Annotated in this window: 23 protein-coding genes; 15 read left to right on the forward strand and 8 right to left on the reverse strand. The window is 58.6% G+C overall.

Features of this window, described 5'->3' with window-relative positions; genetic code table 11:
- Positions 1-11 precede the first annotated feature (11 nt).
- Complete coding sequence (gene putA, locus V6942_RS01420; protein ID WP_333500729.1) at positions 12-3,974, forward strand: trifunctional transcriptional regulator/proline dehydrogenase/L-glutamate gamma-semialdehyde dehydrogenase; 3,963 nt, start codon at positions 12-14, stop codon at positions 3,972-3,974.
- 211 nt (positions 3,975-4,185) lie between these two features.
- Here the strand turns inward: putA and V6942_RS01425 are convergent, their stop codons facing one another.
- Entirely contained in the window at positions 4,186-5,526 is a 1,341-nt protein-coding gene (locus V6942_RS01425) for an MATE family efflux transporter (protein WP_333500748.1), read from the reverse strand.
- A 187-nt stretch (positions 5,527-5,713) separates the two neighbouring features.
- On the opposite strand from V6942_RS01425, the gene V6942_RS01430 reads away from it, so the two are divergent.
- Positions 5,714-6,109: a lysozyme inhibitor LprI family protein gene (locus tag V6942_RS01430; protein WP_106926198.1), complete on the forward strand. Its 396-nt coding sequence runs from the start codon at positions 5,714-5,716 to the stop codon at positions 6,107-6,109.
- On the opposite strand, the gene rutR is transcribed toward V6942_RS01430, so the two are convergent.
- From rutR to V6942_RS01445, 3 genes are all read right to left on the reverse strand, one after another.
- Positions 6,106-6,744 (reverse strand): HTH-type transcriptional regulator RutR, encoded by a 639-nt coding sequence (gene rutR, locus V6942_RS01435; protein WP_106926196.1) that lies wholly within the window; start codon positions 6,742-6,744, stop codon positions 6,106-6,108. The two genes, V6942_RS01430 and rutR, sit on opposite strands and share 4 nt — an antisense overlap.
- Before the next feature lie 118 nt (positions 6,745-6,862).
- On the reverse strand, positions 6,863-7,039 hold the full coding sequence (locus V6942_RS01440) for a general stress protein (protein WP_106926194.1): 177 nt from the start codon (positions 7,037-7,039) through the stop codon (positions 6,863-6,865).
- Positions 7,040-7,269: 230 nt separating this feature from the next.
- Entirely contained in the window at positions 7,270-7,578 is a 309-nt protein-coding gene (locus tag V6942_RS01445) for a hypothetical protein (RefSeq protein WP_106926192.1), read from the reverse strand.
- A gap of 288 nt (positions 7,579-7,866) precedes the next feature.
- Here V6942_RS01445 and wrbA point away from each other — a divergent pair, with 288 nt between their 5' ends.
- Positions 7,867-8,472 carry an NAD(P)H:quinone oxidoreductase gene (gene wrbA, locus V6942_RS01450; protein ID WP_106926190.1) on the forward strand — a complete coding sequence of 202 codons (606 nt, stop codon included), beginning with the start codon at positions 7,867-7,869 and terminating at the stop codon, positions 8,470-8,472.
- 16 nt (positions 8,473-8,488) lie between these two features.
- On the forward strand, positions 8,489-8,716 hold the full coding sequence (locus tag V6942_RS01455; RefSeq protein WP_106926188.1) for a YccJ family protein: 228 nt from the start codon (positions 8,489-8,491) through the stop codon (positions 8,714-8,716).
- Positions 8,717-8,831: 115 nt separating this feature from the next.
- On the opposite strand, the gene V6942_RS01460 is transcribed toward V6942_RS01455, so the two are convergent.
- From V6942_RS01460 to V6942_RS01475, 4 genes are read right to left on the reverse strand one after another with little or no spacing between them, the layout of a single operon-like run.
- On the reverse strand, positions 8,832-9,515 hold the full coding sequence (locus tag V6942_RS01460; RefSeq protein ID WP_333500730.1) for an amino acid ABC transporter permease: 684 nt from the start codon (positions 9,513-9,515) through the stop codon (positions 8,832-8,834).
- A complete protein-coding gene (locus tag V6942_RS01465) occupies positions 9,505-10,287 on the reverse strand; it encodes an amino acid ABC transporter permease (RefSeq protein ID WP_106926184.1) in 783 nt (260 codons plus the stop codon). The genes V6942_RS01460 and V6942_RS01465 overlap by 11 nt, the downstream gene beginning before the upstream one ends.
- The gene (locus tag V6942_RS01470; protein ID WP_106926182.1) at positions 10,287-11,105 is read right to left on the reverse strand and encodes an amino acid ABC transporter ATP-binding protein; all 819 of its coding nucleotides are present in this window, start codon (positions 11,103-11,105) and stop codon (positions 10,287-10,289) included. Before V6942_RS01470 ends, V6942_RS01465 begins: the two co-directional genes overlap by 1 nt.
- A 1-nt stretch (position 11,106) precedes the next feature.
- Positions 11,107-11,895, reverse strand: coding sequence for an ABC transporter substrate-binding protein (locus V6942_RS01475; RefSeq protein WP_374956739.1), 789 nt, complete (start codon positions 11,893-11,895; stop codon positions 11,107-11,109).
- Between the two features lie 506 nt (positions 11,896-12,401).
- Here V6942_RS01475 and V6942_RS01480 point away from each other — a divergent pair.
- From V6942_RS01480 to cutD, 11 genes are all read left to right on the forward strand, one after another.
- Positions 12,402-12,980, forward strand: a complete 579-nt coding sequence (locus V6942_RS01480) for a TetR/AcrR family transcriptional regulator (protein ID WP_106926178.1) — start codon at positions 12,402-12,404, stop codon at positions 12,978-12,980.
- Positions 12,981-13,001: 21 nt separating this feature from the next.
- Positions 13,002-13,820, forward strand: a complete 819-nt coding sequence (locus V6942_RS01485) for a winged helix-turn-helix domain-containing protein (RefSeq protein WP_106926176.1) — start codon at positions 13,002-13,004, stop codon at positions 13,818-13,820.
- Positions 13,817-14,335, forward strand: coding sequence for a FidL-like protein (locus V6942_RS01490; RefSeq protein WP_106926174.1), 519 nt, complete (start codon positions 13,817-13,819; stop codon positions 14,333-14,335). The genes V6942_RS01485 and V6942_RS01490 overlap by 4 nt, the downstream gene beginning before the upstream one ends.
- 698 nt (positions 14,336-15,033) lie before the next feature.
- Positions 15,034-15,312, forward strand: a complete 279-nt coding sequence (locus tag V6942_RS01495; RefSeq protein ID WP_001540796.1) for a BMC domain-containing protein — start codon at positions 15,034-15,036, stop codon at positions 15,310-15,312.
- Positions 15,313-15,328: 16 nt separating this feature from the next.
- Entirely contained in the window at positions 15,329-15,613 is a 285-nt protein-coding gene (locus V6942_RS01500) for a BMC domain-containing protein (protein ID WP_065356252.1), read from the forward strand.
- A gap of 14 nt (positions 15,614-15,627) precedes the next feature.
- A complete protein-coding gene (locus V6942_RS01505; RefSeq protein ID WP_015585230.1) occupies positions 15,628-15,906 on the forward strand; it encodes a BMC domain-containing protein in 279 nt (92 codons plus the stop codon).
- A gap of 53 nt (positions 15,907-15,959) precedes the next feature.
- Positions 15,960-17,546: an acetaldehyde dehydrogenase (acetylating) gene (locus tag V6942_RS01510; RefSeq protein WP_106926170.1), complete on the forward strand. Its 1,587-nt coding sequence runs from the start codon at positions 15,960-15,962 to the stop codon at positions 17,544-17,546.
- A gap of 26 nt (positions 17,547-17,572) precedes the next feature.
- Entirely contained in the window at positions 17,573-17,830 is a 258-nt protein-coding gene (locus V6942_RS01515) for a EutN/CcmL family microcompartment protein (RefSeq protein ID WP_182929126.1), read from the forward strand.
- 15 nt (positions 17,831-17,845) lie between these two features.
- Positions 17,846-19,006, forward strand: coding sequence for a 1-propanol dehydrogenase PduQ (locus V6942_RS01520; protein ID WP_106926166.1), 1,161 nt, complete (start codon positions 17,846-17,848; stop codon positions 19,004-19,006).
- A 77-nt stretch (positions 19,007-19,083) separates the two neighbouring features.
- Entirely contained in the window at positions 19,084-22,470 is a 3,387-nt protein-coding gene (gene cutC, locus V6942_RS01525) for a choline trimethylamine-lyase (protein WP_333500731.1), read from the forward strand.
- A 54-nt stretch (positions 22,471-22,524) separates the two neighbouring features.
- A complete protein-coding gene (cutD, locus tag V6942_RS01530) occupies positions 22,525-23,472 on the forward strand; it encodes a choline TMA-lyase-activating enzyme (protein WP_182930652.1) in 948 nt (315 codons plus the stop codon).
- The last annotated feature ends 5 nt before the right edge of the window (positions 23,473-23,477 follow it).

The raw sequence follows: 23,477 nt of genomic DNA on the forward strand, positions 1-23,477 counted from the left end.
GAGTAGATGGCATGGGCACCACCACCATGGGGGTTAAGCTGGATGACGCAACGCGTGAGCGAATTAAGAGTGCGGCGACCCGAATCGACCGTACCCCTCACTGGCTAATCAAGCAGGCAATTTTCAATTATCTGGAAAAGCTGGAAAATGACGAGCTCCTGCCGGAGCTGCCCGCGCTGCTGTCCGGTGCCGCTAACGAAAGCGACGAAACGCCACAGCCGGCCGACGACAACCCTCAGCCGTTCCTTGAGTTCGCCGAGCAGATCCTGCCCCAGTCGGTCACCCGCGCCGCGATCACCGCCGCCTGGCGCCGCAGCGAAACCGACGCCGTCCCCATGCTGCTGGAGCAGGCACGCCTGCCGCAGCCGATCGCCGAGCAGGCGCATCAGCTCGCCTGGAAGCTAGCGGAAAAGCTACGCAATCAGAAAACCGCCAGCGGTCGCGCCGGAATGGTACAAAGCCTGCTGCAAGAGTTCTCCCTCTCCTCTCAGGAAGGGGTAGCGCTGATGTGCCTGGCGGAAGCGCTGCTGCGTATTCCTGACAAGGCAACCCGCGATGCCTTAATTCGCGATAAAATCAGCAACGGCAACTGGCAGTCGCATATTGGCCGCAGCCCGTCATTATTTGTTAACGCCGCCACCTGGGGGCTGCTGTTTACCGGCAAGCTGGTCTCCACCCACAACGAAACCAGCCTGTCGCGCTCGCTGAACCGGATTATCGGTAAAAGCGGTGAACCGCTGGTGCGCAAAGGCGTGGACATGGCGATGCGCCTGATGGGCGAGCAGTTCGTCACCGGCGAAACCATTGCCGAAGCGCTGGCCAACGCCCGCAAGCTGGAGGAGAAAGGCTTCCGCTACTCCTACGATATGCTCGGCGAAGCGGCGCTTACCGCCGCCGACGCCCAGGCCTATATGGTTTCTTATCAGCAGGCTATTCACGCCATTGGTAAGGCCTCCAACGGCCGCGGCATTTATGAAGGCCCGGGCATTTCTATCAAACTGTCTGCCCTGCACCCACGCTATAGCCGCGCGCAGTACGATCGCGTGATGGATGAGCTGTACCCGCGTCTGAAGTCCCTGACCCTGCTGGCACGCCAGTACGATATCGGCATTAACATCGATGCCGAAGAAGCCGACCGATTAGAGATCTCCCTCGATCTGCTGGAGAAACTGTGCTTCGAACCAGCGCTGGCCGGCTGGAACGGCATCGGTTTCGTGATTCAGGCCTACCAGAAGCGCTGCCCGTTCGTCATCGACTACCTGATCGACCTCGCCACCCGCAGCCGTCGCCGTCTGATGATCCGTCTGGTTAAAGGCGCGTACTGGGACAGCGAAATCAAACGCGCGCAGATGGACGGCCTGGAAGGCTATCCGGTGTATACCCGCAAAGTGTATACCGACGTTTCTTACCTGGCCTGCGCCAAAAAGCTGCTCGGCGTCCCTAACCTGATTTACCCACAGTTCGCGACCCATAACGCCCACACGCTGGCGGCGATTTACCAGCTGGCCGGCAATAACTACTATCCGGGGCAGTACGAATTCCAGTGCCTGCACGGGATGGGTGAGCCGCTTTACGAGCAAGTGGTGGGGAAAGTGGCTGACGGCAAGCTGAATCGCCCGTGCCGCATTTATGCTCCGGTGGGGACCCACGAAACGCTGCTGGCCTACCTGGTTCGCCGCCTGCTGGAAAACGGCGCGAATACCTCGTTCGTTAACCGCATCGCCGACAGCAGCCTGCCGCTGGATGAGCTGGTCGCCGATCCAGTGCTGGCCGTCGAGAAGATGGCTCTGCAGGAAGGCGCGTCCGGGCTGCCGCACCCGAAAATTCCGCTGCCGCGCGATCTCTATGGCAGCGGCCGCGTCAACTCAGCAGGCCTGGATCTGGCCAACGAACACCGCCTGGCGTCGCTCTCCTCCTCGCTGCTCAACAGCGCGCTGCATAAATGGACCGCAAAACCGATGCTGGAGCATCCGGTTGCCGACGGCGATATGCTGTCGGTGATTAACCCGGCGGAGCCGAAAGATATCGTCGGCTATGTCCGGGAAGCCAGCGAACAGGAAGTAGAGCAAGCGCTGGAAAGCGCGGTGAACAACGCACCCATCTGGTTCGCCACCCCGCCGCAGGAGCGCGCCGCCATTCTCGAACGCGCCGCGGTGCTGATGGAAGATCAGATGCAGCCGCTGATGGGCATTCTGGTACGTGAAGCCGGTAAAACCTTCAGCAACGCCATCGCCGAAGTGCGTGAAGCAGTGGACTTCCTGCACTACTACGCCGGTCAGGTTCGTGACGACTTCGATAACGAAACCCACCGCCCGCTGGGCCCGGTGGTGTGTATCAGCCCGTGGAACTTCCCGCTGGCGATCTTTATGGGGCAGATTGCCGCCGCGCTTGCCGCAGGCAACAGCGTGCTGGCAAAACCAGCCGAACAAACGCCGCTCATTGCCGCGCAGGGTATCGCACTGCTGCTGGAGGCTGGCGTACCGGCTGGCGTGGTCCAATTGCTGCCGGGTCGCGGTGAAACCGTCGGCGCGCAGCTGACCTCTGATGCCCGCGTGCGCGGCGTCATGTTTACCGGTTCGACGGAAGTCGCCGGCCTGCTGCAGCGTAATATCGCCACCCGTCTGGACGCACAGGGCCGCCCGACGCCGCTGATTGCCGAAACCGGCGGGATGAACGCCATGATCGTTGACTCTTCCGCCCTGACCGAGCAGGTGGTGGTGGACGTAGTCGCCTCCGCCTTCGACAGCGCCGGTCAGCGCTGCTCAGCCCTGCGCGTATTGTGCCTGCAGGATGACGTCGCGGACCATACGCTGACCATGCTGCGCGGCGCAATGGCCGAATGCCGCATGGGCAACCCGGGCCGCCTGACGACCGACATCGGCCCGGTGATTGACGCCGAGGCGAAAGCCGGCATTGAGAAACACATTCAGGCCATGCGCGCCAAAGGCCGCACCGTGTTCCAGGCCGCGCGTGAAAATGCCGAAGACAGCCGCGAATGGCAGAGTGGGACCTTTATCCCACCGACGCTGATTGAACTCGACAGCTTCGACGAGCTGAAAAAAGAGGTCTTTGGTCCGGTGCTGCACGTTGTTCGCTACAGCCGCAACCAGCTGGATCAGTTGATCGCGCAGATCAACGCCTCGGGCTACGGTCTGACCCTGGGCGTGCACACCCGCATTGATGAAACCATTGCGCAGGTGACCGGCAGCGCGAAAGTCGGCAACCTGTACGTTAACCGGAATATGGTGGGCGCAGTGGTTGGGGTGCAGCCGTTCGGCGGTGAAGGCCTCTCCGGCACCGGCCCGAAAGCGGGCGGCCCGATGTACCTGTATCGCCTGCTGGCGAGCCGCCCGGAAACGGCGCTGGCGAAAACGCTGGCACGCCAGGACGCCGGTCAGGCCGTCGATACTCAGCTGAAAACGCTGCTGGAAAAACCGCTGACCGAACTGCAGGGCTGGATGGCCGATCGCCCGGCGCTGCTGGCGATCAGCAAGCAGTACAGCGAGCTGGTACAGGCCGGCACCCAGCGGGTGCTGCCGGGCCCCACCGGCGAGCGCAACACCTGGACGCTGGTCCCACGCGAACGAGTGCTGTGCGTGGCGGATAACGAAACGGACCTGCTGACCCAGCTGTCTGCAGTGATGGCAGTAGGCAGTGAAGTGCTGTGGCAGGATGCGCCACTGCAACGTGAGCTGGTGAAATCATTGCCGAAAGCGGTGAGCGAACGTATCCACTTCGCGAAGCCGGAAACGCTGATGAACGCCTTCTTCGATGCGGTGATTTACCACGGTGATTCTGACCAGCTGCGCGAACTGTGCGAACAGGTGGCGGCGCGCGACGGGGCGATTGTGTCGGTGCAGGGCTTTGCCCGCGGTGAAACCAACCTGCTGCTGGAGCGTCTGTACCATGAGCGTTCGCTCAGCGTGAACACCGCCGCAGCGGGCGGAAACGCCAGCTTGATGACGATTGGTTAAGATTTTCAAACCCGGCGATTGCCGGGTAAGACTGATGACAATATCCGCAATGCCCGATGGCGCTACGCTTATCGGGCCTACGTGGATGGCGTCGCTGATTGAAATCGACATCCGGCACCGCGCGAGCAGGTTTGTCTGCAATCTGACCCGGCAATCGCCGGGTTTTTTATGGGGAGGCCGGATAAGGCGTTTACGCCGCCATCGGGCCGGCCTAAAACATCGACTTCGTTGTCCACACCCGGCTGCGCCAGCGGCGGTACATCAGTATCGCCCGCAGCCCTTCATCAATAATATAGGCCAGCCAGACCCCCACCAGCCCCAGCCCGATGTACACGCCGAGGCAATACGAAAACGGCAGGCTGATAATCCACATCACAATAATGCCGCAGATAAACGGAAAGCGAACGTCGCCGGTGGCATTCAGGCTGCTGATCACAATGATATTGGTCGCACGCCCCAGCTCCAGCAAAATAGACAGTAAAAACAGCTTACGGGTTAGCGCGATAATTTCCTGATTCGGGGTAAAGAGCTGCATGATCGGCGCAGCCAGCAGGTAGATAACCGCGCTGATAGAAAACGCCACCGCCAGCCCGAGGCGCCAGCTTTTCAGCCCCTGCCGGTAGGCGGACTCAATCTCCCTTGCCCCCACCGCACGGCCGATAATAATCTGCGAGGCCTGGCCTATCGACATCGCAAACAGCGCGACGAACTGACTGATGGTCGAGGCGTAAACTTTGGTCGTCAGCGCCTCGGTGCCCAGAAAAGCGATAATTCCGGTGACCACCAGCTGCGACCCGGCATAGGAGAGGTTCTCACCCGCCGATGGCAGGCCGAAGCGCAAAATCGCGCCGAGTATTTTGCGCGAGCAGTGGCGCAGGTTTTGCCAGCGAAAGGCATAGCCGATGTACTTTTTCAGCATCCACGCCGACATCAGCATCCCCACAATGTTGGCAATGCACACCGCGATACCGACACCGGTAACGCCAAGCCCAAGGAAGCTCAGCTGGCCGTACAGAAACAGGTAGTTAAATACCACGTTGATAATGCTGACGGCGATCGGCACCAGCATAGCCTGACGCACGTAGCCGTGGGTACGTAGAATCGGCAGGATGGAGGAGTACAGCGCAATAACCACCGAAATGCCGCCGATAATACGAATAAACGGCGACCCCACTGTCACCAGTTCGTCGCTGAGCCCCAGCAGCCGTAGGAAGGTATCGCCAAACAGCACAAACACCAGGCTCATCGCCACGCCGATCAGAAACGCGACCACCAGCCCGTTGGTGATCACCCGCTCAATGCGCCGGAAGCGCTTCGCCCCCAGTAGCTGCGCCACCACAATTTGCACGCCGACGGTCAGAAAGCCGTAGAAGATCACCGAAATGGCAAGGATCTGGTTAGCCACGCCGGTGGCGGCCACGGCCTCATCCGAGTAGTGCCCCAGCATAAAAACGCTCACGTAGCCCAGCATCAACCGCAAAAGCTGTTCCACAAATATCGGCCACGCCAGAGTAAAAAGCCCCAGCCGCACCTGACTTTCCGTGCCCGTCATCACTGACAATCTCCCTTGTTTCACACCCAGCGTGGGATCATCAACCTTCTCGACCAAAGGCGTCTATCCGAACATTGCGCTGGCTTTGAAATTCAGAAAAACGCACGCTGGTTGGAGGAGATTCCAGGTTAAAATCGTGTTATATCCAGAGCCTATGCTCGGGAAGCCTACTTTTGGGAGTCAACGAATGAAATCTGTTTTACCGGCCCTCGCCCTGCTGTTAACCAGCGGCTATGCGCTGGCCGACGAATGCGCCAGCGCCAATACCCAGGCCGAGATGAACGCCTGCGCCGCCGAGCAGTATCAGGCAGCGGATAAGAAGCTCAATCAGACCTGGCAGGACGTACTAAAGCGCGCGGAACCGACCCAGCGCGATTTACTGAAAAAAGCCCAGACGGCGTGGATTGCCCTGCGCGATGCCGACTGTGCGTTTCTCAGCTCCAGCACCCACGGCGGCAGCGTACAGCCGATGATCAACAGCCAGTGCCTGACCGATAAAACCACCGAGCGCGAAGCGTTTCTCGCCTCGCTGCTCCAGTGTGAAGAGGGTGACCTGAGCTGCCCTCTACCGCCCGCCAGCTAGCGCACACGAATACCGTCGATAATGATCCGCTGGACGTTCTCGACGGTTTGCTGGAAGAAATCCTCATCGCGCAGCGTTTTGCCGGTCACCGCCTCAACCTGAGTGGCGAAGTCCGCATAGTGCTGCGTGGTGGCCCAAATCATAAAAATCAGGTGGTGCGGATCGACCGGTGCGAGTTTGCCGCTCTTCACCCACGCGGCGACGATCGCCGACTTATCGGCTACCAGCTGTTTCAGATCGCCGGTTAACGCGTCCATCACCAGCGGCGCCCCCTGAAGCATTTCCAGACAAAACAGCTTAGAAGCCTGCGGGTAGTCGCGCGAAACCTCCAGCTTGCGGCGAATATATTCGCCGATGGCCGCCAGCGGCGCCAGATCTTCGCGAAAGGCGCGCAGCGGCGCCAGCCAGATATCGAGGATCTGCTGCATGACGGCAACGTACAGCGCCTCTTTTGACGGGAAGTAGTACAGCAGATTCGTCTTTGACACCCCGGCCAGCTCGGCAACCTGATCCAACCGGGTGCCGTGGATGCCATACTGGGAAAAGGTATTTAGCGCAGCGTTGAGTATCGCCTGTTTTTTGGCGCTTACCGCCTGAGAACGTTTGCCGCTTTTCTTTACTGCATCCTGAGCCATACGCCCTCTCCTTGTAAATTCCCCTCTATTTTGCGTATCGCGTCGCCCTGCTTCAACCCCCAAAAAAACACCGCGGGTAAAACCGGCGGTGGGCAGAGAAAAATGCCGTCAACCGCGCCTAGGTTCCGCGATGGCTACCGTGACTGTTTTTCCCGCCTTTCTTACCCGCTTCCGAGGCGCGCTGGGGATCGTTTTTAAAATTCCCGCCGCTGTGCTGGCCTCCCTTACGACCTGCTTCTGCTGCTCTTTCCCGGTCTTCAGCAAAATTACCGGAACCGCCGCGATGATTTGCCATGACTGACCTCCCGTTAAGAGAACGACATCGTGCATGACGTCGATGTAAAGCGTCATCACCCGCGAGATGGCGCGGGTAGTCATAAGCGTAGCTGGCAAAGACAGGCACCGCAGCGGCTGGATATATTTTGACATATCTGCCGTCGGGTTTTAGGTTTTCCCCCTCACGCCAGGCGATAACCAACGCTTGCAGCAGGGAAAAGCAGCGGGAGAAAAATGTATCGTGATGCGTCAGCGTGATTTTAGTACTCCCAGGTAGGTGCCGTTCTTCATTAACCTCACCTTACCCGTGCGTTTGTGGAACACGATGCGGTACGGCCCGTGAACAAACACATCGGCGTCGGCGCTGTATTCCTGTTTTCGCGCCGCCTCACCGTTCACCCTCACCGCGTCGCCCGCGCGCGTGACGGTGATACCAAACCCGTGATACGCGCGCTTTTTCGCCACCTGCGTGTACTGCGTCACCGCCTGCGCAGATGCCAGCGTGACCGCCAGCAGGCTCGCGCCCATCAGCGCTGCCGCAACCATCCGTTTTTTCATTCATCTTCCGTCATTGCGCTGAATCATTCGCAGGCATTGTCCTGATAAGACGGGGCGGTTTTGTTGATGATAATCAATCAAATAAATAATTAATGCTCAGTATTATTTATTATGGTTATTAATAACATATCTATTTTCACTCAAAACCTGAGCAAGTTTCGTTTAATAAAGCAGCAAACGAACGCAATTGGCAATTAATTGCCGCTGCGATGCAGCGAATCCCGCAACACGAACTATGCTTATTGGAGCTTGTTACGTAACCAACGAATTTGACACAGGAGAGTTAAGATGAGTGGAAATGCAAGTGTTCTGGTGCTCTATTATTCTATGTATGGACACATTGAAACGATGGCCAAAGCCGTTGCTGAAGGCGCAAACAAAGTCGATGGCGTAGACGTTGTCATCAAGCGCGTACCAGAAACCATGCAAGCAGAAGCATTTGCGAAAGCCGGCGGCAAAGCGCAGGCGGTCCCTGTAGCCACCCCGCAGGAACTGGCAAACTACGATGCCATTATCTTCGGTACCCCCACCCGGTTCGGCAACATGGCCGGACAAATGCGTACCTTCCTCGATCAAACCGGCGGTCTGTGGGCATCCGGCGCGCTGTACGGCAAACTGGCGAGCGTCTTTAGCTCTACCGGTACCGGTGGCGGCCAGGAACAGACCATCACTTCGACCTGGACGACGCTCGCCCACCACGGTATGGTCATTGTACCGATCGGTTATGCGGCACAAGAACTGTTTGATATTTCGCAGGTGCGTGGCGGTACGCCGTATGGCGCAACCACCATTGCTGGTGCCGATGGTTCACGTCAACCAAGCCAGGAAGAGCTGGCGATTGCCCGCTATCAGGGCGAATACGTCGCAGGCCTGGCGGTTAAATTAAAAGGCTAATTGAGGGAGAAGAGATATGCCCACACAAGAAGGCAAAACACATCATATCGGTGAATGGGCGAGCTTGCGCAACACTTCGCCAGAGATCGCCGAAGCGATTTTTGAACTCGCAAAATATGATGAAAAAGCGGCGGAACAAATCTGGGAAGAAGGCAGCGATGCCGTCCTGGAGCTGGCCTTCAGCAAAACAGATAAAGACTCTCTGTTCTGGGGCGAACAAACCATCGAACGTAAAAACGTTTGATCCGAGCGTGTAGGCCGGATAAGGCAACGCCGCTATCCGGGATAGCGCTATACTTATCAGGCCTACAAAATTCATTCAGTAGCCCGGCCAGCCATCGCGACGCCGGGCTATTTTTTTATACCCTCAGTCGCCGCTGCCAGCGCTTTGCCCCCCTTTCCAGGCCGAAACACAGCAGATAATAGACGACGCCGATAAAGACAAAGATTGCCGTCGGATAGATTTGCACGCGGTTGTTCACCTGCCCGGCCACGGTCGTCAACTCCGGTACGTTAACGATAAACGCCAGCGATGTATCCTTGAGCAGGCCGATAAAAATACCCACCAACGACGGCAGTACGTTGCGCAGCGTTTGCGGTAGCAGAATCCGCCACAGGATTTGGCCGGCGCTAAAGCCCTGCGTCAACGCCGCTTCATACTGCCCGCCCGGCAGCGCATGCAGCCCGGCCAGCACCGAGTGCATTACCGAGGCGGCGGTAAACCACGCCAGCGCAAAAGTCACCGTCACCGCGCCTGGCATATCGCTGCCGGTCAGCATCGGCAGCAGATACCACAGCCAGAAGATGACAAAAATCAGCGGAATACCGCGAATAATCTCTGCCCACAGATACAACAGGCGACACACGGTGCCGGGAAAACGCCACGCTGCGCAGGCCAGCAGTACGCCGCCCGGTAGCGCCATGGCCCCCGCCCCCAGCGCCATCATTAGCGTGAGCACGACTCCGCCGGGCTCTCCCTCGGCCAGCCGCCCCCACAGCAGATAGTCGAGATTATCCACGATCGTCGCCAGACTAGCGTTCATGCTGTATACCTCTCTGCGCAATGGCCGCCCGACGCCGTCGCATCGATACTCCGTGCGGTTTCGGCCCCAGGCGGCTCAACAGCAGCCCCAGCACCACTCCGGTCAGCAGATACAGTACGGTGCCCACGGCGAAGGCCTCCAGCGCATGGGCGTTATAGCTTTCAATCTGCCGTACCTGATAGGTCAGTTCAGCAAAGCCAATGCCGCTCGCCAGCGAAGAGAGCTTCATCAGGTTAAGATATTGCCCAACCACCGGCTGCCAGGCGTTCGCCAGCCCCTGCGGCAACAGAATATGGCGCAGCAGGCTGGCATGCGAAAAACCCTGCGCCAGCGCGGCTTCCCGCTGGCCGTCGGGGACGCTGCGTAGCCCGGCGGCTATCTCTTCGACCAGAAACGCCGACGTGAACACGCCAAGGCCCCACGCTGAACAGAGAAACTCGGGCGTCAGCCACCAGACATTACCCGGCAGAATTGACCAGTCGTGCGGATCGTTAACGAAGTCGCGTACGATCTGCGGCAAAAAATTCCAGCCGGCAAAGTACCAGAACAACAGCTGCACCAGCAGCGGCGTATTGCGAAAAAGCGAGACCCACACGGCGGCCACCGCCGCACCACCGCGACCGCCCGCCAGCCGCAGCAGCAAAAACAGCACCGCCAGCAGGCTGGCCAGCGCCATGCCGGCAAGCGTCACCCAGAGGGTGGTGAGAAAACCGGAGAGTATCCACTGCAAAGGCTGCCCGCTGAGCACGCCCTGCCAATCAAAAGGAATCATCACGCCATTCGCTCCTGATGCAGCGGGTCGAGCACCTTCTGCAAAAAACGTACCGCGCGCGGGTGCTGCGGCCGGGTGAAAAAGGCCTCCGGCGCGGCGACCTCCAGCACGTCGCCGCCGTCGATAAACACCACACGATCGGCGATTTCACGGGCAAACTGCATTTCGTGGGTCACCACGATCATCGTGATACCGCTGTGCGCCAGCGACTGCATGACGTGCAGCACCTCGCCAATCGTTTCCGGATCCAGCGCCGAGGTGGGTTCATCAAACAGAATGATTTGCGGCGATGAGGCCAGCGCCCGCGCTATCGCCACGCGCTGCTGCTGACCGCCGGAGAGTTCAGACGGCATGGCGTCGGCTTTTTCCGCTAGCCCAACCTTATGCAGCAGAGCCAGCGCGCGCGCCTGTGCGTCCTGATGAGGCCAGCCGTGCACCGTCTCCAGCGCCAGGGTAATGTTTTGCGCTGCGGTCAGGTGGGCATAGAGATTGAACTGCTGAAAAACAAAACCAATGCGGCTGCGCAGCTGGCGTAGCGCTCTGCCGCTGAGCCCTCGGGTCGGTTTACCGTCTATCAGGATCTCGCCGCCGCTCAGGTTTTCCAGCTGGTTAATGAGGCGAATCAGCGTCGATTTCCCCGAGCCCGAAGGCCCAAGGATCGCCACCACCTCGCCGGGGTTAATCGTCAAATCGATACCGTTAAGCACGCGATGATCGCCGTAGGTTTTCACGACCTGTCGGAAGGCCACGCTGGCGTTCTCCAGATGTGAAAAATCCGCGGCCTTGGCCGCGGAAAGAGTGCGTAAAGCCGACAACATATTATTTTGCTTCTATGGTAAAGGAACGGGGCTGTGGCGCTTTGGTGGCGGGGCCAAACCAGACGTCATAGATTTTTGCCGCGTCGCCGGATTTTTCCAGCGCCACCAGCTCATCGTTAACCGCTTTCAGCAGCGCCGGTTCGCCTTTCTTCACGCCGACGCCAATCTCTTCTTTGCTCAGCAGATCCGGCAGGATTTTGAATTTGGCTTTATCCGGCGCTTCGCCCAGCAGACCGGCCAGAATCGTACTGTCCTGGGTAATCGCCTGCACGTTACCGTTGCGCAGGGCGGTCAGCGCCAGCGGGATATCGTCATAAGAAAGCACGCGGGCCTGCGGGAAGCGCTGGTGCAGCGTTTGCTCACCGGTCGTCCCCTTCACTGCCCCAATGCGCGCCTTGCTGTAGCCGTCAAGCTTATCGCTACCGCTGACCGGTACCAGGAACTGCTGTCCGGTCACAAAATAAGGCGTGGAGAAGTCAATCACCTGCGCGCGCTCCGGGGTGATGGTGATATCGGCCACAATCAGGTCGGCCTTGCCGGACTGTAGCAGCGGGATGCGGTTCGCCGGATTGGTTGCGACCAGCTCCAGTTTTACCCCCAGCGATTTGGCCAGCGCCTTCGCAAAATCGACATCGTAGCCGACCAGCTCGTGCGTTTTGGCATCCACGGAACCAAACGGTGGGTTCGCGTCAAACGTGGCCACCTTCACCACGCCCTTCGCTTTAATATCGGCCAGCTGATCTGCCTGCGCGCTAAACGCGGTAACGCTGGCGACGACCAGGCCGGTCATGATGGCGAGCTGTGCTACTGTCTGTTTTGTCTTTGCCATAATCTTTCTGGATACCCCTGTTTTTGTATTGTCTTTTTACGCTCCCACACTGCCCTTAGCGGAACAAATAACGATTTGCTATGCCTTATTACCAAATATCATTTGGCGAAAGTGATTGTTATATAAAGGTAAAATAATTGATGCGCGTGGCTAAAGGCGGGTGAAAAATGCAAATGCTTAGCAATATTTCGCATTTCCTTTTGCCACCATTTAAGGTTGAAATAGGCGTTCGAAGAGAAAGATGAAAACGGCCTTAATAGGCAAAAAGTCATGATGTCGTGCGGTGATTGTTTCCCATCGTGACCCGCGGAAACAGCGATCCGCGATATGCGCATCGCGGATGAACGCTATGATAACAGGCTGATTTCTACTACAAGTTGTGACCTCTCACGCATTACCCGCATTCATTTTACGGACATCCCGCACGCCTTGATCGCCGTCAAAAATAATCATACCGTCTGGTCGGTATGATTCGGCCCATGAATATCGACACTCAGCACCGTAAAAAAGATCCCGTCCGTTTGCATCAGCAGCTGCTTGAGTCCGCTGCGACGATCGCCGGACGAGACGGCATTGCCGCTCTCTCGCTAAACGCCGTGGCCCGCGAGGCTGGCGTCAGCAAAGGCGGTCTGATTCACCACTTTCCCAATAAACAAGCGCTGATCTTTGCCCTGTTCGCCCGTTTGCTGGCCATTATGGAAGAAGCGATTACCGCGCTCATGCAGCAGGACGGCGTGAGCTACGGCCGCTTCACCCGCGCTTACCTGAACTATCTTGCCGATCTGACGGACACCCATGAAAGCCGCCAGCTGATGGTGCTATCGCTGGCGATGCCCGATGAACCGGTGCTACGTAAATGCTGGCGCGACTGGATGCTGGACAAACTGGCGCAGGGTGACGAGCTGGACAACGGCCCAACCGGCACGCTGGTGCGTTACGCCGCTGACGGAATCTGGCTGTCGGAGTTGACGGAAGGGATCACCATGAGCGCAGGCCACCGCCGCGCGCTGGTTGACTCCCTCAATAAGATGACGCTTCCCGCATGAAGCACTGAGACTGAGGCCGCGATGCGCTACAACATCAATGCCCGTTTTATTTACGATGCTACCGACGGTACCCTGACGCTGCCGCAAAGCGATGAGCCGGACAGCCAGCTGTCGATTACCGCCAGCGCGCTGCTCGATTTTTTCCTGCGCCACCCCGGCATCGTCAGCCGCGAAGAGGTGTTGAAAAAAGTTTGGGATGACAACGGATTAACCTCCTCGAACAGCAACCTGAACCAGTACCTCAGCATGCTGCGTAAAACGTGCCGCCACTACGGTATCGACAACATCATCATCACCGTCTCGCGCGGCTATTTGCAGCTTAATCCAGACGTGTTGGTGGAACCGCTGGACGCCTCCCCGCCCGTTGAACCCGCGGAGTCCGTCCAGCCCGAGACGCAGCCAGACGCGCAGCCCGAGGCGTTACCCTCTGCCGCCAACACAGCGCTGCCGCGCAGCGCCCACGCGCGCGGTATGTGCTGGTATATGGCGGGAGGATGTTTACTGACTATCGCGCTGCTGCTGATCCTGTTTAGCCTGATTGGCCCGCGGGAATCGCGGCCCATTGCGCTTACCCGTCTCAGCCACAGCCAGTGCGAGCTGCTGGCCAGCGACGAGATGCGCCGTTCGGTCAGCGCCGGTGCCTACGGTAAAAATTTCGATGAGGTGCGCCAGCGTTTAAATATCGCCTGCAAACCGGGGGAACGCTTTCTCTTTTTCTACGGCGACCGGCTGGAAACCAACGGTCTGGGACGCGTGTTTCTTGCCCACTGCGCCATGCATGAAGATAACCCGTTCAGCTACTGCGATAACTACTTTTACTATTCCTGGAAGCCGCAATGAGACTCGCGCCGCGTACCTTTTTTGCCCTGTCCGTTCTGGTACTGATTGCCGCCGTCGGATTTAGCGCCTGGCGGCTGCTGCCCGCCAGCGACGCCGGGGCGATGAGCTGCTCTACCAAAGGCATTATGCGTTTTGAAAACATGGACAAAGAGAATGTAAACGGCAATATTCACTTCAATTTTGGCCCTCAGGGGAAAGGCTCAATGGTGGTGGAAGGCTATACCGATTCTGCCGCCGGCTGGCTGTACCTGCAGCGCTACGTGAAGTTCAACTACAACAGCAAGCGCATCTCCGCCACCGAGCGCCACTATCGCATCAGCCAGTGGGAGGCCAGCGCCTCGTCCATCGATGAGTCGCCGAACGTGATATTCGACTACTTTATGCGTGAAATGTCCGACAGCCACGACGGGCTGTTCCTCAACGCCCAAAAGCTGAACGATAAAGCTATCTTGCTGAGTTCCATCAACTCCCCGCTGTGGATCTGCACGCTGAAATCAGGCAGCACGCTGAACTAACCCACATCATCAAAAAAGCCCCTCCCCGGAGAGTCATGCTGGTCAGTTAACGCGTTGAATTCAGGAACCGGAACCGTAGGCCGGATAAGGCGTTTACGCCACCATCCGGCAATCTGCCGCGCGGTATGCCGGATGGCGCTTTGCTTATCCGGCTTACGAATATAGCTTAACTGACTGGCATGACTCCCCGGAGCAAAATCCCGCTCTGCCGCGCTAAATGCATAGTGAAGGCCGTCACCGCGAGCCACTCGCTCGACAAAAATGTCGTTATTAACGAAGTTAATAGTGTGATACACCGCACTATTCGGCTTAACCTCATTTTTTCAACTGAATAAACAGCACTTTTTGCATTTAGACTCCATAAAAAATCTTGAGCCTCGCCACAGTTAACCGCCCGCCTTTTTACCCCAGCCGCATAATTATTTAGCAAATAAATAACATTTATCGCCAATGAAAAATTTGCGCTCCAGGCCGCGATATTGGCAGCCAAATCGCCTCCTCCACAACAGGACAAATAGATAAATAGTGGTGATAAAATAGCTAAATCACAGAGTTTTATTCTAATTCACTACGCCTTCTGGATTTAAATTCCAAATCACTCGCCCTTCCTTATAGTGACTCACGAACGCCGCAGCCGTGGGTAAATGCCGTGACACGGACGGTTTTCCAAATCACAAACCTGTTCTGAGGAGAGAGCCATGGGTGATGCATTAGGGCTTATCGAAACCAAAGGTCTGGTGGCCTGCATTGAGGCGGCGGATGCGATGTGTAAAGCCGCTAACGTCGAACTGATTGGCTATGAAAACGTCGGCTCCGGCCTGGTCACCGCGATGGTGAAAGGCGACGTCGGCGCGGTGAAAGCGGCGGTAGATTCCGGCGTCGAGTCCGCGCAGCGCATCGGGGAAGTGGTGACGTCGCTGGTCATTGCGCGTCCGCATAACGACATCAACAAAATCGTCATTAAACACAAGGCTTAAGGCCAGGAGAACGCAAATGGGTGATGCATTAGGTTTGATCGAAACCAAAGGCCTGGTGGCCTGCATTGAAGCGGCGGACGCGATGTGTAAAGCCGCTAACGTCGAACTGATCGGCTATGAAAACGTCGGCTCCGGCCTGGTTACCGCGATGGTGAAAGGCGACGTCGGCGCGGTAAAAGCGGCGGTGGACTCCGGCGTCGAGTCCGCACAGCGCATCGGTGAAGTGGTGACCTCGCTGGTTATCGCCCGCCCGCATAACGACATCAACAAGATTGTCGCTCACTACAAAATTACCGAATAACCGGAGAAATCATGATGAAAGAAGCGCTTGGCTTAATTGAAACCAAAGGACTGGTGGCCTGCATTGAAGCGGCAGACGCCATGTGTAAAGCCGCCAACGTTGAGCTGATTGGCTATGAAAACGTCGGCTCCGGCCTGGTCACCGCGATGGTGAAAGGCGACGTCGGCGCGGTGAACGCCGCGGTGGATTCCGGCGTGGAAGCCGCAAAACGCATTGGTGAAGTCGTCACCTCCCGCGTGATTGCGCGCCCGCATAACGATATCGAAAAAATCGCGTCGCAGCACAAAGCATGACCTGACTGGGCACGCCCCGTCTGCACTCTTTTAGTCTGATGAAGGATAGACTCATGATTGAACTGGATACCGATTTGCGCTCTCGCCAGAATGCGCGTGAGCTGGTGCGTAACGCCAAAAAGGCGCAAGCGATTATGGCCACTTTTTCGCAGCAGCAAATCGACGCCATCGTGAAGAACGTGGCCCAGGAAGCGGCGCATCATGCCGAAGCGCTGGCGAAAATGGCCGCGGAAGAAACCGGGTTTGGCAACTGGCAGGACAAAGTCCTGAAGAACCGTTTTGCCTCGCTGCGCGTTTACGATGCCATCAAAGATATGAAGACCGTCGGCATCATTCATGACGATCAAGCGAAAAAAGTGATGGACGTGGGCGTGCCGCTGGGCGTGATTTGCGCGCTGGTGCCGTCGACCAACCCGACCTCGACCGTCATCTACAAAACGCTGATTGCGCTGAAAGCCGGTAACGCCATTATCTTCTCTCCGCATCCGGGGGCGCGTCAGTGCAGCTGGAAAGCCATTGAGATCGTTAAACGCGCGGCAGAAGCGGCGGGCGCACCGGCAGGTATCGTCGACGGTATTACCGAACTGACGCTGGAAGCCACTTCCGAGCTGATGCACAGCAAGGACGTCTCGCTGATCCTGGCGACCGGCGGCGAAGGCATGGTGCGCGCGGCCTATGCCTCCGGTACGCCGACCATCAGCGGCGGCCCGGGTAACGGCCCGGCGTTTATCGAGCGCAGCGCCGATATCCACCACGCGGTGAAAGATATCATCACCAGCAAAACCTTCGATAACGGCGTGATCTGCGCCTCTGAGCAGTCGATCATCGTCGAACGCTGCATTTACGATGAAGTCCACCGCGAACTGGAAGCTCAGGGCGCCTACTTCATGAACGAAAGCGAAGCGGCGAAAATGGCGGCCCTGCTGCTGCGCCCGAACGGCACCATCAATCCGCAAGTGGTCGGCAAAACGGCGCTCTATTTAAGCCAGATGGCGGGCTTCTGCGTTCCGGCCAGCACCCGCGTGCTGATTGCCGCACAGACCACCGTCTCCCACAAGAACCCATACTCGCGCGAAAAACTGTGCCCGGTGCTGGGCTTGTACGTGGAAGAGGACTGGAAAGCCGCCTGCCACCGCGTGGTGGAGCTGCTGACCAACGAAGGTCTTGGCCACACGCTGGTGATCCACACCCGTAACCAGGACGTGATCCGCCAGTTCTGCCTCGAAAAACCGGTCAACCGCATCCTCATCAATACGCCCGCGGCCCTCGGTGGCATCGGTGCCACCACCAATATCTCGCCGGCGCTGACGCTCGGCTGCGGCGCGGTCGGCGGCGGTTCCAGCTCCGACAACGTCGGGCCGATGAACCTGCTGAACGTGCGCAAAGTGGGTTACGGCGTGCGTTCGATTGATGAACTGCGCGCGCCGGGCAGCCGTGTGGAACCGCAGCCGACGGTCGTCAGCCCGCAGGCAGACCCGCGCCGCAGCATCCTCGACGACGCACGCTTCGCCTCCCCTGCTCCGGCCAGCACCGCGGGTGATAACCGCTTTGCCAGCGCAACGGCAGCCGTAGAAGGCGACATCAGCGAGCAGAACGTGGAGCGCGTCATCCGCCAGGTGCTTGAGCGCTTAGGCAAGTAACGCATTGATATAAGGCGATAAAAAAGATGATTCTCGCAAAGGTAACCGGACATGTCGTCGCCACGCAGAAATGCGATGAGCTGCGCGGCAGCAATCTGCTGATGATCACGCAGCTGGATGATGAACAGCGCCCCATGAAGGACCGCACCTGGGTCGCCGTCGACAGCGTCGGCGCGGGGATGCACGACATCGTGCTGGCGGAGGAGTATTTCGCGCTCAACAAGGACCGGTATAAAGCGATGTCCGTGGTCGCCATTGTCGAGAACGTCTTTCGGGACGCTTGAGGAGTGAATAACCCAATGAGTGAATTTTTACTGAAACCCCGGATCTGCTTCGGCCAGGACGCGCTTGCGGTCCTGACCGAAGTGAACGCCCAGCGTGCCCTGCTGGTCACCGACCAGGCGATGGTCAAGTTTGGCCTCGCCGACCGCGTGACGACGATTCTGCGCGCGCGCGGCGTTGACGTGCAGATCTGGGACGACGTGGTGGCCGACCCGGATATCGCCACGGTCGTGCGCGGTATGAAGCAGATGGACAGCTGCGCGCCGGATCTGGTGGTCGCGCTCGGCGGCGGCTCGGTGATTGATGCCGCCAAAGCGGTTATTTTCACCCTGGCGCAAACCCGCCCGGACGCTGCACGCCAGCGCCCGCAGTTTGTGGCCATCCCCACCACCAGCGGCACCGGTTCGGAAGTCACCAGCTTCTCGGTAGTCAAAGCCCACGCTGAAAAGCTGGTGCTGGTTGACCCGTCGCTGCTGCCGGATATCGCCATTCTGGACCCGACGCTGGTGGCCTCCGTGCCGCCGGCGATTACCGCCGACACCGGAATGGACGTACTGTGCCACGCGCTGGAGGCCTACGTCTCCACCGCCGCCAGCGACTTTTCCGACGCGCTGGCCGAGAAAGTGGTGCAGCAGGTCTTCCGCTATCTGCCCACCTGCTGGCGCAACGGCGGCGACCTGCTGGCGCGCGAGAAAATGCACAACGCCTCCTGCATGGCGGGGATGGCGTTTACCAACGCATCACTCGGCGTCACCCACAGCCTGGCACACGCGCTGGGCGGCGTGTTCCGCGTGCCGCACGGCCGCGCCAACGCGCTGCTGATGGCATCGGTAGTGGCCTGGAACGCCGATGTTAACGGCCAGTGCGACACCGACGCTGCTCGCAAATATGCCCGTCTGGCGCATCTGCTGGATCTCCCGGCGCACACCGTGCGTGAAGGGGTGGCCAGCCTGCTGGTCGCCATTGAGACGCTGAAAGAAGAGATGCAAATGCCCGCTGGCATTGGCGCCACCGCCGTCGATGCCGCCGATTTCGAGCGCCGATTGCCGGAAATGGTCGGGCAGGCATTGCGCGACAGCTGCACCCCGACCAACCCGCGCACGCCGGACGCGCAGGCATTAACCGAACTTTATCGCCAGGCATGGAGCGGCGCGCCGCTTGCACGAGCCAACGGGTAACGTCCTGGTAGGCCGGGTAAGCGAAGCGCCACCCGGCACAATACGGGCACCCAATAAGAACATCTGGAGAATACGACATGGCACTCTACAGCTTAACGCCGCGCGTCAAAGTGTTGGCAGAACGTTTACTTTCGCAAAAAAGCACCCTGTGCACCGAGCACGCCGCCGTGCTGAACGCGCTCGATAGCGATATCGCCGGCGTTCCTGCCGCCGTAAAACCGGCGCGCCGTTTCTATGAACTGATGCGCCAGCTGCCGCTGACCATCAGCGCCGACGAACTGATCGTCGGCAACCAGACCCGCAAACCGCACGGGGCAATTTTCCACGATGACAGCGCCGCGCATCGCCCGTCCGCCTTCCAGTTCCTCAATCTGAACAGCAACCTCGACTCCCCGGATTACAAACTGGTGGTCGAAAAAGGCGTGCTGGCGATTAAACAGCAGCTGGAAGAGAAAACCCGCGCGCTGGGCAGCGCCGTCAGCCGCAGCGGCATGGACGAAGTCAACGGCTGCCGCGCCGCCATTTACGCCTGCGACGCGCTGATGGCGCTGGCGCAGAACCTGGCCAACAGCGCCGAAACGCTTGCCGCTGCCGAAACCAACGCCTATCGCAAAGCGGAGCTGTTAGACAGCGCCGCCATTCTGCACCACGTTCCGGCGCACCCGGCGCGCAGCTTTAAAGAAGCCTGCCAGGCGTTCTACCTGTTCCAGCTGGCGCTTCAGCTCGACAACGGTAGCTACGCCGTCAACCCGGAAGGTGCCGATAAAGCGCTGCTGCCGTACTACCAGCATGATGTTGCCAACGGCACGTTAACCGACGCACAGGCGTATGAAATCGTTGAATGCCTGTGGTTTAAGCTGGCGGAATTAAGCGAAGTCCGCGCCGCTTGTGCAATCGACGGCTACCCGATGTTCGACGCCCTGCTGCACGGTGCGAGCCTTGAGAACGCGTGTATTAACGCGCTCTCAGAGATGTTCCTCAGCGCGCAGCAAAACCTCAGCGCCCTGAATCTGCCGGTGCGTCTGTTCAGCGGCGCACAGCAGGTGTCTGCCGCGCCGTTCGCGCAGGTCAGTGAAACCGCTACCGTGGAAGGGCTGACGCCGCGCATGCAGCGCCTGCGTAACCACTACCTGACCGTGCGCCCGAGCGTCTCTATCTACCGCGCGCTGGCCTTCACCGAAGTGGTCAAAGCCAATCCGGGCATGCCGACCATTCTGCTGCGTGCCAAAGCCTTCCGCCACGCCTGCGAAACCGCGCCGATTCTGATTCAGGACGACGAGCTGATCGTCGGCCATCCGTGCGGTAAGCCGCGCGCCGGGGCCTTCTCGCCGGATATCGCCTGGCGCTGGGTGCGCGACGAGCTCGACACCATGAGCACCCGTCCGCAGGATCCGTTCGAAATCAGCGAAGAAGATAAAAAAACCATCCGCGAAGAGATCGTGCCGTTCTGGGAAGGCCGTTCTCTGGATGAAATCTGCGAAGCGCAGTACCGCGAAGCGGGCGTGTGGGCGTTCAGCGGCGAAACCTTCGTCAGCGACCTCTCCTACCACCAGATCAACGGCGGCGGCGACACCTGCCCGGGCTACGACGTGCTGCTGTTCACCAAAGGCATGAACGGCATCAAGGCCGATGCCGAAGCGCACCTCGCCAGCCTGAGCATGGAAAACCCGGACGATATCGACCGCATTTACTACTACAAAGCGGCGATTGAAACCTGCGAAGGGGTGATTAACTATTCGCACCGCATCGCTGCCCGCGCCCGCGAACTGGCGGCCGTTGAGCAGAACGCCCAGCGCCGCGTCGAGCTGCTGACCATCGCCGACGTGAACCAGAACGTGCCGGCCAACCCGCCGAAAACCTTGCAGGAAGCGCTGCAAAGCATCTGGACGGTGGAATCGCTGTTTGAAATTGAAGAGAACCAGACCGGCCTGTCGCTGGGCCGCGTGGACCAGTACTGCTACCCGATGTTTGAAGCTGATATCCGCGAAGGCCGCCTGACCCATGAGAGCGCGCTGGAAATGATGCAGGCGTTTATCATCAAATGTGCCGAGCTGATGTGGATGTCCAGCGAGCTGGGGGCTAAATATTTCGCCGGTTATCAACCATTTATCAACCTGACCGTCGGTGGCCAGAAGCGTTCCGGCGGCGATGCCTGTAACGACCTGACCTATCTGATCATGGACGCCGTGCGCTTTGTGAAGGTTTACCAGCCGTCGCTGGCCTGCCGTATTCACAACCAGTCGCCGCAGAAGTACATGGAAAAAATCGTTGACGTGGTCAAAGCGGGCATGGGCTTCCCGGCCTGCCACTTTGATGATTCCCACATCAAGATGATGCTGCGCAAAGGCTTCGATTTCGAAGACGCCCGCGACTACTGCCTGATGGGCTGCGTTGAGCCGCAGAAATCCGGCCGTATCTACCAGTGGACCTCTACCGGTTACACCCAGTGGCCGATCGCTATCGAGTTTGTACTCAACCGTGGTCGCATGGTGCTGTTTGACAGCTACCAGGGGCTGGACACCGGCGACCTGCGCGACTTTAGCACCTTCGAGCAGTTCGATGCCGCGGTCAAACAGCAGATTGCCCATATCGTGCGCCTGTCCGCTATCGGCACGGTAATCAGCCAGCGCGTACACCGCGACGTGGCCCCGAAACCGCTGATGTCGCTGCTGGTCGAAGGCTGCATGGAGAAAGGTAAAGACGTTGCCGCCGGTGGCGCGATGGTCAACCACGGCCCGGGGCTGATTTTCTCTGGCCTGGCGACCTACGTCGACTCGATGGCGGCAATTCGCAAGCTGGTGTTTGAGGATAAGAAATACACCCTCGAGCAGGTTCGCGATGCGCTGCTGGCCAACTTCGAAGGCTTTGAAGCGCTGCGCCGCGACTGTCTGAACGCACCGAAGTACGGCAACGACGACAACTATGTTGACCAGTATGCGCTGGACATCACCGAGTGGACCGAGCGCGAGTGCCGCAAATACCAGATGCTCTACTCCACCCTGAGCCACGGCACGCTGTCGATTTCCAACAACACGCCAATCGGCGAGCTGACCAACGCCACGCCGAACGGCCGCCTGGCGTGGATGCCGCTCTCCGACGGTATCAGCCCGACCCAGGGCGCGGATAAAAATGGCCCCACCGCCATCATTAAATCCGTCAGCAAGATGAACGTGGAAACTATGAACATCGGCATGGTGCACAACTTCAAGTTCCTCAAAGGGCTGCTGGATACCCCGGAAGGCCGCCACGGCCTGATTACGCTGCTGCGTACCGCCTCCATTCTCGGCAACGGCCAGATGCAGTTCAGCTACGTCGACAACGAAGTGCTGAAAAAAGCCCAGCAGGAGCCGGAGAAATACCGCGACCTGATCGTCCGCGTGGCGGGCTACAGCGCCTACTTCGTGGAACTATGCAAGGAAGTTCAGGACGAGATCATCAGCCGTACGGTGATCGAGAAGTTCTGATAACACGGACAGTAATCGGACAAGGACGTCCGCAGTTTTCAGGAGGCAAGCGTGATTGGCAATACACAAGAATTAACCGGGCGCATTTTCAATATCCAGAAGTACTCGATCTACGACGGCGACGGCATTCGCACGCTGGTGTTTTTCAAAGGCTGCAATATTCGCTGCCCGTGGTGCGCTAACCCGGAAGGCTTAAGCAGCCAGTTTCAGGTGATGTTTTCGCAGGAGAAGTGCATCAACTGCGGCGACTGCGTTAACGTCTGCCCGGCGGGCATTCACTACCGCGCGGAAGAAAACGGCGAAATGAAGCACTTCGTCAACCGCAATAAAGACTGCATTGGCTGCCGTAAATGCGAAGAGATTTGCACCCAGCACGCGCTGGATATTCTCGGCAAAGACGTCACCGTCAGCGAGCTGATGGACATCATCATGCAGGACTATGACTTCTATGTCTCCTCCGGCGGCGGCGTCACCATTGGCGGCGGCGAGATGAGCCTGCAAACCGATTTTGCCGTCGCCCTGTTCAGCGAATGCAAGAAGATGATGATCAACACCGCCGTTGAGACCCAGGGCACCACGCCGCTGGCCAACTACCAGAAGCTGGCACCGGTGACCGATACCTTCTTGTTCGACATTAAACAGATCGACAGCGATCACCATAAAACGCTGTTTGGCATCGGTAACGAAGGGGTGCGCCGCAACCTGGAGTGGCTGGTGGACTCTGGCGCTAACGTCATTGTGCGGATGCCGCTGGTGCGCGGCTACAACGACTCATGGGAAGCCATTACGGGGGCGATTGACTACGTCCAGAAGCTGGCGAAGCGCGGCAATATCCGCCGCATCGACATGCTGCCGTACCACCAGTTGGGGCGCAAAAAGTACGATCGTCTGGAGATGCCCTACCCGATCCTCAACGATCCCACCTACAGCGTGGAAGAGCTGAACAAGCTGGAGGCGTTTTTCGCACAGTTTGATTTTGATATTCGCTTAGTTCGTCATTAAAGGAG

It is taken from the genome of Kluyvera genomosp. 2, from assembly GCF_036759865.1.
Taxonomy (GTDB): Bacteria; Pseudomonadota; Gammaproteobacteria; order Enterobacterales; family Enterobacteriaceae; genus Kluyvera; species Kluyvera ascorbata_B.